The sequence below is a fragment of the Acinetobacter sp. GW821-FHT09D10 genome (assembly GCF_059416285.1).
Window position 1 is genome coordinate 236368 of the sequence record NZ_JBWKOW010000004.1, and the last position, 13058, is coordinate 249425.

The following is a 13058-nucleotide window of genomic DNA, read 5'->3' on the forward strand; positions in this document are numbered from 1 at the left end:
TGAGCAATTTGTTTTTAAGCATAATGACATGCTTATCTTGATGCATGTCATTATTCCAACATAAGTAATTACAGAACAGCGGCAGGATAAGAACCTAAAATACGAATCTCTTTCACCATTGGGCGAATATCATTAATCGCAGCAGCAACATTCTCTTGTTCGATATGACCTTCTAAATCGATAAAGAATACATATGCCCATTTTTCAGGTAATGCTGGACGAGTCTCAATACTTGTTAAGCTAATATTATGTTTTGCAAATGGTGCTAAAATTTCTAATAAAGCACCCGCACGATCATGCGCTGAAATCAATAATGAGGTTTTATCATTGCCACTTTGTGGAATTTTTTCACGACCAATCACTAAGAAACGGGTTGTATTTTCCGGATTATCTTCAATATTGCTATGTAAGATTTCAAGGTTATACATACCTGCTGCAATATCAGATGCAATCGCTGCCGAATGCCATTCATTACGAATACGGCGTGCAGCTTCTGCATTTGAGTTTAAAGCAACGCGCTCAACACCCGGATAATGTGCATCTAACCATTGGCGACATTGAGCCAAAGTTTGTTGATGCGCATAAATCTGCTTAATACTGTCTTTACGTGTATTTTCAGATACAAGGAATTGATGATGAATACGTAATTCAACTTCACCAATCACGTTTAAATTCGATGTTTTAAAGCAATCTAAAGTATGGTTCACAACACCTTCAGATGAGTTTTCAACTGGAACTACACCGTAATGGGCACTACCCGCTTCTACTTCACGGAAGACTTCATCAATAGTTGGAAGTGGGCGTACAACCGCATCTTTACCAAAATGCTTAAGTACAGCAGATTGAGTAAAAGTACCTTCTGGCCCTAAAAATGCAATACTTTGCGGTGCTTCTAAAGCAAGGCAAGCAGACATAATTTCACGGAACAAACGCGCCATGGTTACATCAGACAAAGGACCTTGGTTGCGCTCCATTACTTTGCGTAATACTTGTGCTTCACGTTCAGGACGATAAAACAAAGGATTCTCTTCGGAAGCAAATTTAGCTTTCGCAACTGCTTCAGCAAGGCTTGCGCGTCGATTTAATAATTCTTGAATCTGTTGATCCACGCTATCAATATCTTCGCGAATTTGTTCTAAACTAAGAGAAGTCGTTTTGTTTTGATCATCGTTGATCATTGGAATGCAGCCTCAGCAAAATCATCTTTTAAACGAGAGTATAACAATAGTCTGCTTTGATTTGTTAGGCAATATGGCTGTATTGGCTTTTTTCATTAAACCATCTTGGTCGGATTCCTCAGATCGCTTTATTTGATAATGATTTTCATTTATCATTTGCGTAATAAATTTTATTCTTGTTTATTATGCATAACTCATTTTTCTTTTTATCTTGCAGTTTTCTTTTGAGCTCATTAGTAAGTGGCTCTGTTTTGGCTCAAACTTCTACACAAAATCAATCAAAAATTGTTTTTCAAAACAATCAGGCACAATTTCAAATTAACTCTAAAAATACTGGCCATGATTATTTGATTCAGGTCTATAAACCACCCGTTGCCCCACCCCAATATGGTTATCCAGTACTTTATATATTAGATGGCAATGCAACCTTTCCAAGTGCAGTCAATATCGCTCAATCTATTGGGGCAGGTTCTACAAAATTAGGTTTAGACCCGCTCATGATCGTTGCGGTCGGTTACCCCAAACAAAAAACTTTTGATGTACAAAAACGTGCTTATGACTATACCCCTAAATCTTCTGCTGAATTTCAAAAGCAAGGCAGATATAAGTATGGTGGTGCGGACCAGTTCATCACATTTTTAAACGATGAGCTCAAACCGGAAATCGCCAAACAGTTTCCAATTAATAACCAACAGCAAAGTATTTATGGCCACTCATTTGGAGGCTTGTTTGTTCTTTATCATTTTTTTCAAAAACCTAAAGCATTTCAACGTTACATCGCAGCCAGCCCTTCCCTCTGGTTTGATCAAGGCATGCTATTTCAAAAATTAAACCATTGGCAAAGTCAAAAACAAAGTAATTCTCCGATGCTTTTGACTACAGTCGGCACTCATGAGCAAGGAGGACCTCGTACTCAATCTGCTCATAACTTTAACGAAAAAGATTTCTTTAAAGCTTTGGAAAATCGCCGCTCAGCCCAATTTGCTTATTGGCATTTTTATAATCCTGCTGAACAACATATTACCAATTTGTATGCGAGTTTGCCGAAAGCACTTATGTTTGCTGCATGCCAAAATTTAGAAAACTGCAAATCTTTATTTGATGAGCCTACACAGCAAACAGCTGAGTAAAACGCACTTAAATTTTAAGAGCAGCATTTCACTCCTCTTAAAGGCAAAGCTCTTAATCGAGAGAATTAGTTATACTGTCTGAAGATGTCATAACAACAGTAAAATAGAATGAATAAAATTATTGTTTTAGGTCTACTGAGTTTAATTAGTGTCAGTCTCACGGCTTGTGGTGGCTGCCCCCTAATCGCAGGATGCAATGGTACTGATCCGTCCCCGTACTATATAACTACTGCCAGTAATCAAGTTCGGGGCATTCCCGTGCCAGCCCAGACTAAACTCACTTACAAGTCACAACATTTTAGGCAGGAATTTCAGCAAATACATGCCTTAAAAGAGAAAAATTTAACAGCTATTGCGTTACCAGAAAATACAGCAATCGTTTGGGGTGGCATGCCAGTAGACATGTTTATACAGTTTTATAATCCCGAAATGAAAGGATTTTCAGTCTATCCTGCGAAAGGATTTAAAACAGAATTATCAAATGAGTTTTTACGTTTATGGAAAAGTTGTGAAAGTGATTTAAACATTAACCTAAAGGATCCTAATGACTGGTCATTTAATCCTAAAAATATGGAAATAACTGGTTGTGGTGTCGTCTTTCAAAAACGCAGTGAGTATACCGAAGACTCATTTCGTCAAGATGAAGCCGATGAGTTTTTAAAAAAGATGAACCATGCATTACAGCAATTACCGAAACAACAAGACTACCCTGTCATTCAACAGAAGACCAAATAGTTAAAAACAAAACAGCCTGTTCTAGGACAGGCTGTTTTTACTCTGCTTAATTAGGCTTTGCCAATTAATCCACGCGCTACGATTTCTTTCATAATTTCATTTGTACCACCGTAAATACGCTGAATACGGGCATCTACAAAGAAACGAGAAATTGGATATTCGGTCATATAACCATAACCACCAAAAAGCTGAAGCAAGTTATCTGCAACTTTCATTTGCATATCACTACTGAAACTTTTCAATGCTGCAGCCGTTTCTACATCTAGTTTACCTTCTTGATATAGAGCAATATTTCTTTCATAAAAAGCCGCTGTAGCAAGTTCATCAATTTTCGCTTGCGCCAAAACAAAACGCGTATTTTGGAATTGTGAAATGGGTTGACCAAATGCTTGGCGTTCTTTTACGTAAGCCGTTGTCAAATCAATTGCACCGCGGATTGCACCAATTGCAGTGGATGCAATTGCAGTACGTTCACGTGGTAATTCTTGCATTAAATAAGCAAAACCTTGCCCAGCTTGACCAAGTAACTGGTTTTTAGGCACTTTCACATTGTCAAAAAACAACTCAGATGTATCTTGAGAATGCAGGCCGATTTTGTCGAGGTTGGTTCCTTTTTTAAAGCCTTCTAAGTGAGTATCTGCCAATAATAAAGACACACCTTTAGCACGGGCTTGAGGATCTGTTTTTACCGCAAGAACAACAAGGTCAGCATGTTGGCCATTTGAAATAAATGTTTTTGAACCATTTAATACATAATGATCATCTTGCAAGATGGCGCTAGTACGCATTGATTGTAAATCCGAACCTGCTCCTGGTTCAGTCATACCAATTGCACCAACAACTTCACCTGTTACCATTTTCGGTAACCAATATTGTTTTTGCTCTTCTGTCCCGATGTGTAAAATATAGGGTGCAGCAATTTCAGAGTGGCAAGAAATGGCTGTTGATAATGCACAAAAACCGGCACGTGCAGACTCTTCAACCAACATTAATGAATAGTATGTCGGAACCCCATAACCACCGTATTCTTCAGGGACATCCACACATAAATAGCCATTTTCGCCCAATTGGTTCCAAACAGAACGAGGCATAATGCCTTCACGTTCCCATTGGTCGTAGTGTGGTGCAATATGCTCACCCATAAAACGCTTAAAATTATCACGGAATAATTCTAAATCTGCATCGTATGCCAACATAATATTTTCCTTCAGCTTTATTGTTTTATCGAATCTCGTTGTTGTGCATGCTAATCATTTTTCAAGCAACTGTCATGGCATAGCTGCTCATTAAAACTGTACTTTTCAGTCAGCCAATAAAAAAGGAAGCCATAGCTTCCTTTTTTATATAGGTTTATTCGAATTAATCTAGACCTTCAGCGACTTGAGGAGTTTTTTGTTCCATCATTTTTCTGTCGACTTCATCAGGATTGTTTAAAGCCTCATTCAGCTTATCTTTATCTAAAGCACCCACCCATTTAGCAACAACAATCGTTGCTAAAGAGTTACCGACAAGGTTGGTTAAAGCACGTGCTTCTGACATGAAACGGTCAATACCTAAAATCAATGCTAAACCTGCAACAGGAATATGTCCTACAGCAGACAAAGTTGCTGCCATAACAATAAAGCCAGAGCCAGTTACACCCGCCGCCCCCTTAGATGAGATTAAGAGTACCAATAACAAAGTGATCTGATGTTGAATATCAAGCTGAGTATTCGTTGCTTGGGCAATAAAGATCGCAGCCATGGTCAAATAGATTGACGTTCCATCAAGGTTAAATGAATAACCTGTTGGAATAACTAAACCGACTACAGATTTTTCACAACCTGCAATTTCGAGTTTACGCAACATACGCGGCAAAACAGATTCAGAAGAAGATGTACCAAGTACAATTAATAACTCTTCACGAATCATACGAATCATCTTGAGGATACTAAATCCACTAATACGGCTGATTGTACCCAAGATCAAGAAGATAAAGAGTAAACACGTAATATAGAAGCAAATAATGAGTTGCCCTAATTGTACGAGTGAACCAACACCATATTTACCAATGGTGAATGCCATTGCGCCAAATGCGCCAATCGGCGCCAGTTTCATTACCATGTTCACAATGTTAAAGAACACATGTGCAACTTGATCAATAAATTTTAAAACTGGACGTCCTGCATCACCTAATTTATGTAAAGCAAAACCAAAGAGAATTGCAAAAAGAAGGACTTGTAGGATTTCACCATTTGCAAATGCACCAACCACCGTATCAGGGATAATATGCATTAAGAAATCAATGGTGGATTGTGACTCACCAGAACTGACGTATTTTTGAATGCCCGAAGTATCAAGAGTAGTAGGGTCAACATTCATCCCTACACCCGGTTTAGCGATGTTAATTACAACAAGGCCAATTAGAAGTGCAATTGTTGAAACAACTTCAAAGTATAACAACGCAACGCCGCCAGTTTTTCCGACTGACTTCATGCTTTCCATACCAGCAATACCGCTCACCACGGTACAGAAAATAACGGGTGCGATGATCATCTTGATCAAACGAATAAAGGCATCACCTAATGGCTTGAGTTTTTCACCTAAACCTGGAATATGCTGTTCGACACCATTGACAATTTGCGTTGAGCTTGGGGAAAAATGCCCTACCAAGATACCCGCAATAATCGCAATAATCACTTGAAAATAAAGTGATTTATAAATCGGTTTTTTAGCCATAACTTTACTTCAATCTATATTTCCAAGTCCGTTGGAAATACCAAAATGAAACGTCTATTCTTTACGAATACACAGCCCTAACCTTTCACATGAACACCGCAAAAGGGAAACGGTTCTTTGTAAACAAAAAACCTTCCTACTACCTCAATGAAAACAAAAAAGCTGTTTTCTAAAACAGGAGAATACCTGAAGTTCCTAACCACTTTGAGTAGTTAGAAATAACCTCTTACTTTTTAATAAAAAGCTGAAGATATAGGAGAATCACAGAAAATTATGATATGAGTGCTCAAAAAAGCACGAGAAAGTGTACTCGAATTAAATAATGATTCGATTAAATTTTTGGCTAATACGCGCAAAAAACACTCATGTGGCCCTAAGACTTTAGTATAAGAAACACTTTTGATATTTTTTCGACAGTTTTTTATGTCATATTGATTAAATACTTGTGGACATTTCATTTTGAGCTGCCTGCATCCCATCATTTTTATTGTTTTTGAACTACGATGAATACTAAACGTAATATCTATAAAGATGCTGAACACCCCTTCGCTCAATATGTCCGTATTTTAGGTAAAGGAAAAAGTGGTTCACGCTCTTTAAGCTATGAAGAAGCGTATCAAGCGTTTACCATGATTTTAAAAGGTGAAGTGCTTGATGTGCAGTTAGGCGCTTTTTTAATGCTGCTTCGGGTTAAAGAAGAATCTATTGATGAACTCGCAGGATTTGTTCAAGCGACTAGAGACCAGCTTAATTTCCAGCCTTTAGAAGTTGATTTAGACTGGTCATCTTATGCAGGTAAACGTAAACATTATCCGTGGTTCTTGTTAGCAGCCCTCACCCTTGCTCAACACGGTTATAAAATTGTTATGCACGGTGCATCAGGCCATACCCTTAACCGCGTCTATACCGAGCAGGTTTTAGAATACCTTGGTTATCCAATTTGTCATTCAGAACAAGAAGTTCGTACTCAGTTAGCAGAGCAAAATTTCGCTTACTTACCTTTAGACGTGATTTCACCTGTTTTAAGTGAACTGATTTCTTTAAGAAATGTGATGGGATTACGCTCGCCTATTCATACTTTAGCCCGCTTAATAAATCCTTTTAATGCAAAAGCCACCTTACAAGCTATATTCCATCCAGCTTATAGAACTTCCCATCAACATAGTGCACTGCGCTTAGGCTATCAAAATAGTGCAGTCATTAAGGGTGAAGGCGGTGAATTTGAGCGAAATCCAGATGCAAAAACACTCATTTGTGGTATTAAAAATGGTGAACTCTATGAACATGAGTTACCAAAGCTCACACCTGAACGTAGTCCAACTGAAGAAGAATTAGATTTAGCAACTTTTAAAGCAGTATGGTTAGGTCAGCAGCACCATGAATACGGTGAAATGGCAGTAACAGAAACCATCGGAATCGCGTTATATACCATGGGAGTTGTTACTAGTTTTGAAGAGGCAATGCTGAAAGCAAAAGCGTTATGGAATAGTCGTTTCTAATATATGAATGACCAAGGTTATATCGGATAGCCTTGGTTTTAAGGTTCAATATAATAAAAATCTGGCCAAAATGGATATTCCTGACCTGAAGAATGAATATTTCTTAGTTTCAAGTGATCACCTATTTTGATTGTAATCTTATTAGAATCGTAGGAACCCGAAAGATAAGCATCTCGTTGTTGACCAATAAGTGTCTTACAATATAAATGATGCGCTTTGATCTTTTGGGAGCTTCGTATTGTTTGCGACTCCAGCACCTGAATCCCAATCAATAACATGGGATAACCGTCGTTCTTTATACTTGTATATTTAGCTTGAGGTGAAGTGTATTTCCGACTCGCAACAACCTTCACGTTGAGTAAACATTCAATCGGCTGTTTGGCTAATGCAGCACCACTAAACAATATTAGAAATAATAGTACGTAAATAGGTTTTAAACGTTTCATAGGATTCTTTATTATATTTTGATAAACATAAAAAAAGCCCAGTAATCACTGAGCTTCTTAAATTAAACAAAACGAATTGGTTTAAATTCTGGCTCATGCTTGTGATGATCATCATCACACTCTTCACCTTCTTCTTTCGTACCACGGTCAATATAGCCGCTACGCTGTTCTTCTGGTAAGTTTTTCAACTCCCAAGCGATAACAGCTTGCATACAAGTCTCACGCTGCTCTTTTGTTAAAACAACGCCATTTGGCCATTTACCAATTTCTACTGCTGTTTTTAAACGCTCTACAATTTCAGGGTTTAAAACAGATAGCATTTGTTCAATATTCATGATTCATCTCTTTGAAAAGATTCAAAATCTTGGTTCCAACCAAGTTTGGTACGGCAGGCCATATAGAAATCATAACCTGGTGGATGCAATAAACTTAGTTTAAATGGATGTTTACGGATGTGTAAACTATCTCCGACATTGAGCGATATACTATGTTGCCCATCTGCACTCACCATCGGTAATACCCGATTTTCGCGAATAACGATTTTAATTTCGCTTTGCCCGCCGACTACGATGGGACGTGATGACAATGTATGGGGATGCATTGGAACTAATGCAATCGCATCCATACTTGGATGTAAAATTGGTCCACCGCCTGACAAAGCATAGGCAGTTGATCCTGTTGGAGTAGAAACAATTAAACCATCGCTATGCTGACGATAAACATATTGACCATCAATGTTGAGTTCAAAGTCAATCATATGGACGGACTTACCCGAATGCAAAACAACATCATTTAAAGCGATTGCATCATAAATAACTTCGCCATTTGTTCGTACTTCCATTTCAAGTAAGAAACGGCGATCAAGTTGAAAATGCCCTTGAAGCACTTGGTCAAGTTTAAAAATCGCTTCTGAAGGTTTGATATCAGTTAAAAAACCTAATCGCCCACGGTTGATGCCAATAACAGGGGTATTGTAACGGACCAATGCTCTGGCTGCATGGAGTAGAGAACCATCGCCTCCAACCACAATAACTAAATCAGCAACTTCACCTAATAAATGACGGCTTACTATCTGTGCATGATCATAAGGCACTAATTCGGCTGTTTCCTGATCAAAAATGGGGTTCAAACCTAAGTTCAATAAATGATCATGAATTAAACATAGTGTTTCTACAACTGATGATTTATCTGGTCGACCGATTAACCCGACGTTTCTGAAGGACTTATGTGAAATTTGCACGAATGAGTAAGCTCCGCTGCGATACTCGGCTATAATAACATTAACCCGATTAATTTAAAAAAACATAACTACAAGATGCTGTAAAATTCAATCTAACTTTTCCAATTATTCACAGTTTTATCATTGCAAATTGATGACAAGCTATCGCATCATTACAGGCATTGTTAGGGTTTTATCTCATTTTTATGAAGTTTGAACGTGGTATCGGTTTCTTTGCACTAATCTTTTCCATTTTGGTCATTGGTGCTTTTATTGCTCTTAGTATCTATCTGATTCGTTTAGATAATATTATCCGTGAAAAATTTGAAGGACAGCGGTGGGATATTCCTGCCAAAGTGTTTGCACGACCTTTGGAAATTTATAACAACGCGCCTATTTCTCAAGCAAATTTCACTCAAGAATTAAAGTTATTGGGTTACAAAACTTCAAGTAATTATGACAAGTCTGGAAGCTATGTTGCTCAAGGCAGCAATATGTATATCCACACACGGGGTTTTGACTACGGTGACAGCGTTGAACCAGAACAAGTCTTAGAATTAAGTTTTGCAAATGATCAAGTTGTTGAAGTTAGAAGTACTAAACCCTCTTCAACCGGCGTTGCACGCTTGGAACCGCTACTCATTGGAGGAATTTATCCTCAACACAATGAAGACCGTGTACTCATTAAACTGAATAATGTCCCTAAACCCCTCATTGAAGCTTTAATTTCTACAGAAGACCGCAATTTTTATCATCATCATGGTATTTCAATTCGTGGTACTGCTCGTGCATTGGTGAGTAATGTCACTGGTGGAAAACGTCAAGGTGGCTCAACCCTGACTCAACAATTAGTTAAAAACTTCTATCTCACCCCTGAACGCACACTCAAACGTAAAGTCAATGAAGCATTAATGGCTTTACTCATCGAACTGCATTACAGCAAAGATGAAATTTTAGAAGCCTATTTAAATGAAGTGAATCTGGGCCAAAATGGTAGCTATTCAATTAATGGTTATGGTTTGGCTTCACAATTTTATTTCGGCCTGCCGCTACGTGAACTCAGTGTTGCACAACAAGCTTATTTAGTCGGTTTAGTGCAAGGCCCTTCTTTATATAACCCTTGGAAAAACCCTGAAGGTGCAAAAAAACGTCGCGATACCGTGTTAAATAACATGCGTGTGATGGGTTATTTAACTCAAGCTGAATATGAAGATGAAATTGCACGTCCTTTAAATGTGTTAAGTAAACCAAGTTTAGGGCCTGCAAAATTCCCAGACTTTTTAGATATTGTACGTCGTCAATTACGTACAGAGTATCAAGAAAGTGATTTAACCAATCAGGGATTACGTATTTTTACGACCTTAGATCCAATTACTCAAACTCAAGTTCAAAATGCTTTTAAAGCTTCAGTAGACCGTTTGGCTAACAGTAATCCAGCGCGTTTGAAAAACTTACAAGGTGCTGTACTGATTGCACATCCTGAAAACGGTGAGTTAATTGCAGCGGTTGGTTCTACACAAGACTTTACTGGTTTTAACCGTGCTTTAGATGCGAAACGTCAAGTCGGTTCTTTATTGAAACCTGTGATTTATTTAAGTGCTATTGAATCTGGACGTTATAACTGGGCAAGCCAAATTGAAGATGCGCCGATCAGTGTGCCTGTAGATGGTGGTAAGAGCTGGACACCTAAAAACTATAGCGGTGGTGGACATGGTGTAGTAAGTCTGAGTGAGGCATTAGCAAATTCATACAACCTTTCTGCTGTACGCTTGGGTCAAGAATTTGGTCTATCTACATTTAGCAATAATTTAAGAAAGTTTGGTGTTGAGTCAACGATTCCTGCCTACCCTTCTATTTTCCTTGGGGCAGTCAATATGTCACCAATGGAAGTACTTGGAATTTATGAGAACTTCGCTACAGGCGGTTTTAAATATCCAACTCGTGCGATTCGATCTGTCGTAGACGCGAATGGTCGTCTGCTTGACCGTTATGGCCTTAATGTTCAACAAACGATTGATCCGGCTGTTGGCTATATCATGAATTATGGTTTACAACAGGTCATGTCTTCGGGTACTGGTCGTTCAGCCTATAGCAGCTTATCTCCAGCTTTAAAATTGGCTGGTAAATCAGGTACGACTAACGATACACGTGACTCATGGTTTGCTGGTTATTCGGGTAATCACGTTGCTGTAGTTTGGTTAGGTTTAGATGACAACAAAGTAACAGGATTAACAGGTTCATCTGGTGCATTGCCAGTATGGACTAACGTGATGAAACAGTTACGCCAAACTCCTGTGAATATACGTCAACCAGACACTGTACAGTGGCAGTGGATTGACCGTGCAACGGGTGATTTATCTGCTCAGGCTTGTGATGGCGCTATGTATATTCCGATGCTAACGCATACGGTTCCGCACCGTGCTACGCCATGTGGAGCACCTTATTATCAAGTTGATCCAACATATACGCCACAAAGTGATAACACAATTCCTGACTCTCAAGATGATAATACCGACAGTTATATTCGTGAAAGTGAAAGCCAGATGGAACAAGATCTGTCAAATAACTCACGTGTGATTTCAAGTGGTAGTTATAACAACTAAGCGTTAACAGGAAAGTAGGATATGTTGAAGAAAGGTGTTTTTTATATTGGTGCTGTACTTATGGTCGGCTGTACAACTTTGCCTGATCAATCTGGCTCCAAAGACAAAGCACCTGCTCCACCAGCGAAAAAGAGCACAGAAACTCCATCAGGTGTAAAAATTACGCCTTATGATCATCCGGAAATTCACCGCAAGAACTTGCAGGTTATTGTTCCTCAGCAAAAAAAGCCGCAACACTTTAATGATGATGGCAGCCAGTTACCTGCATTTAAAGTCTTAATGCAAAAAACCCAACAGGCTTACAAAAACCAGCAATGGTCAGAAGCTGAACGCTATGCGCTTCAAGCACAGCGTTTAGCCCCACAAGCCGCAGAAACATATCTATTTCTTGCGCTTACGGCAAATCATAAACAGCAATATTCTAATGCCGAGTCTCTAGCACGACGTGGTTTAAGTTTTGCTCAAAGTCAGGCAATGAAAAAGCAACTTTGGTTGACCATCTTAAAAGCTGGACAACAACGCAATAATCAAAAAACTGTTCAAGAAGCGCAACAAGCATTAAAAGCCCTCTAGCTTTTAATGCTTTTCTATTTTCTTATTAGAAATTACGAATACCTGCTAAGCCATAGGCACCATGCTGTTGTGCAGTAGCTAAATCATCAGGATGCACTCCCCCCAATGCAAAAACCGGAATCTGGCTATTTTGGGCGAGATCAGCAAAACGCTCCCAACCTAATGCCAAGGCTTCTGGATGGGTGGTTGTCGGTTTTACAGGACTAATAAAAACAGCATCACAACCAATCTGCTCAGCCTGCTTTAAAGAAACCGCATCATGACAAGCTGCAATATAACGTAAGCCTACTGTTAAATCGCCCTTATGCAAGTTCATGAGCTGAGATTGTTTTAAATGAACGGTCTTAATCTGTTTCTTTAACTCATGGCTCAACTGCTGCCAAATATCTGTATTAATAATTAAGTTTGATAACTGATTTTCATCTAAAGCACTTAATTGTTCTAAATATCTCTGATCAGCATCAGCTTCTTCTATACGCCAATACAATAAAGCATCACTGCCTTCTACAGGTGTAAGCATATTGCTGATTTTGATGAGATGAGGCCAATAGAGTCTTTTTATGATGTCTTTATTGGCTTTTGGAAAGTTTAAATGAAGTAACTGTTCCCGTGTGTACCACGCCCATGGCTGATGAATAAGATTTAATAGTTCATCAGGCACATAACTATGAAATAAATGTAAATTGACAATAATGTCGTCATATTCATGGTGAATATAATCAAACTGATGCCAATCTTTTAAACCAATACCCACTTCTTCATAGATTTCACGGCGGCAGGCTTCTTCTGGTGTTTCACCCTGCTCAACCTTTCCTCCTGGAAACTCATGCTTTCCACCTTGATGCTGCTGCTCTTCGCGCCATCCTACTAATATTTTTCCACGATGGATCAAGATTGCTATAGCGACATCGACTATTGGTTTGGGCATCTTTTTACTCTCTAAAACTTTTCTCAAGT

12 protein-coding genes are annotated in these 13058 nt (G+C 38.7%); 5 read left to right on the forward strand and 7 right to left on the reverse strand.

All coding sequences use genetic code 11. The features are described 5' to 3' along the window. Positions 1 to 68: 68 nt before the first annotated feature. Positions 69 to 1178 (reverse strand): prephenate dehydratase, encoded by a 1110-nt coding sequence (gene pheA, locus AC07M3_RS11920; protein WP_003650703.1) that lies wholly within the window; start codon positions 1176 to 1178, stop codon positions 69 to 71. A 185-nt stretch (positions 1179 to 1363) separates the two neighbouring features. On the opposite strand from pheA, the gene AC07M3_RS11925 reads away from it, so the two are divergent. Next, positions 1364 to 2308: an alpha/beta hydrolase gene (locus AC07M3_RS11925; RefSeq protein ID WP_494567391.1), complete on the forward strand. Its 945-nt coding sequence runs from the start codon at positions 1364 to 1366 to the stop codon at positions 2306 to 2308. Between the two features lie 108 nt (positions 2309 to 2416). After that, positions 2417 to 3043: a hypothetical protein gene (locus tag AC07M3_RS11930; protein ID WP_494567392.1), complete on the forward strand. Its 627-nt coding sequence runs from the start codon at positions 2417 to 2419 to the stop codon at positions 3041 to 3043. Positions 3044 to 3093: 50 nt separating this feature from the next. Here AC07M3_RS11930 and AC07M3_RS11935 read toward each other — a convergent pair whose 3' ends face one another. Together AC07M3_RS11935 and AC07M3_RS11940 are read right to left on the reverse strand one after the other, a co-directional pair. After that, a complete protein-coding gene (locus AC07M3_RS11935) occupies positions 3094 to 4239 on the reverse strand; it encodes an acyl-CoA dehydrogenase family protein (protein ID WP_003650697.1) in 1146 nt (381 codons plus the stop codon). A gap of 163 nt (positions 4240 to 4402) precedes the next feature. Then, the gene (locus AC07M3_RS11940) at positions 4403 to 5761 is read right to left on the reverse strand and encodes a dicarboxylate/amino acid:cation symporter (protein WP_056481146.1); all 1359 of its coding nucleotides are present in this window, start codon (positions 5759 to 5761) and stop codon (positions 4403 to 4405) included. Positions 5762 to 6264: 503 nt separating this feature from the next. On the opposite strand from AC07M3_RS11940, the gene AC07M3_RS11945 reads away from it, so the two are divergent. Further along, the gene (locus tag AC07M3_RS11945) at positions 6265 to 7260 is read left to right on the forward strand and encodes a glycosyl transferase family protein (protein WP_151798857.1); all 996 of its coding nucleotides are present in this window, start codon (positions 6265 to 6267) and stop codon (positions 7258 to 7260) included. 38 nt (positions 7261 to 7298) lie between these two features. Here the strand turns inward: AC07M3_RS11945 and AC07M3_RS11950 are convergent, their stop codons facing one another. The 3 genes from AC07M3_RS11950 to AC07M3_RS11960 all read right to left on the reverse strand — a co-directional run bounded on the left by AC07M3_RS11950 (position 7299) and on the right by AC07M3_RS11960 (position 8946). Then, complete coding sequence (locus AC07M3_RS11950; RefSeq protein ID WP_003650692.1) at positions 7299 to 7706, reverse strand: hypothetical protein; 408 nt, start codon at positions 7704 to 7706, stop codon at positions 7299 to 7301. Positions 7707 to 7768: 62 nt separating this feature from the next. Continuing rightward, a complete protein-coding gene (locus tag AC07M3_RS11955) occupies positions 7769 to 8041 on the reverse strand; it encodes a YeaC family protein (RefSeq protein ID WP_004643467.1) in 273 nt (90 codons plus the stop codon). After that, entirely contained in the window at positions 8038 to 8946 is a 909-nt protein-coding gene (locus AC07M3_RS11960) for an NAD(+) kinase (RefSeq protein WP_003650688.1), read from the reverse strand. The genes AC07M3_RS11955 and AC07M3_RS11960 overlap by 4 nt, the downstream gene beginning before the upstream one ends. A 185-nt stretch (positions 8947 to 9131) precedes the next feature. On the opposite strand from AC07M3_RS11960, the gene mrcB reads away from it, so the two are divergent. Next, positions 9132 to 11528: a penicillin-binding protein 1B gene (gene mrcB / locus AC07M3_RS11965; RefSeq protein ID WP_494567393.1), complete on the forward strand. Its 2397-nt coding sequence runs from the start codon at positions 9132 to 9134 to the stop codon at positions 11526 to 11528. 21 nt (positions 11529 to 11549) lie between these two features. Next, on the forward strand, positions 11550 to 12101 hold the full coding sequence (locus AC07M3_RS11970; RefSeq protein WP_005039368.1) for a tetratricopeptide repeat protein: 552 nt from the start codon (positions 11550 to 11552) through the stop codon (positions 12099 to 12101). Between the two features lie 25 nt (positions 12102 to 12126). Here AC07M3_RS11970 and AC07M3_RS11975 read toward each other — a convergent pair whose 3' ends face one another. Continuing rightward, positions 12127 to 13029 (reverse strand): NUDIX domain-containing protein, encoded by a 903-nt coding sequence (locus tag AC07M3_RS11975; protein ID WP_494567394.1) that lies wholly within the window; start codon positions 13027 to 13029, stop codon positions 12127 to 12129. Between the last annotated feature and the right edge of the window lie 29 nt (positions 13030 to 13058).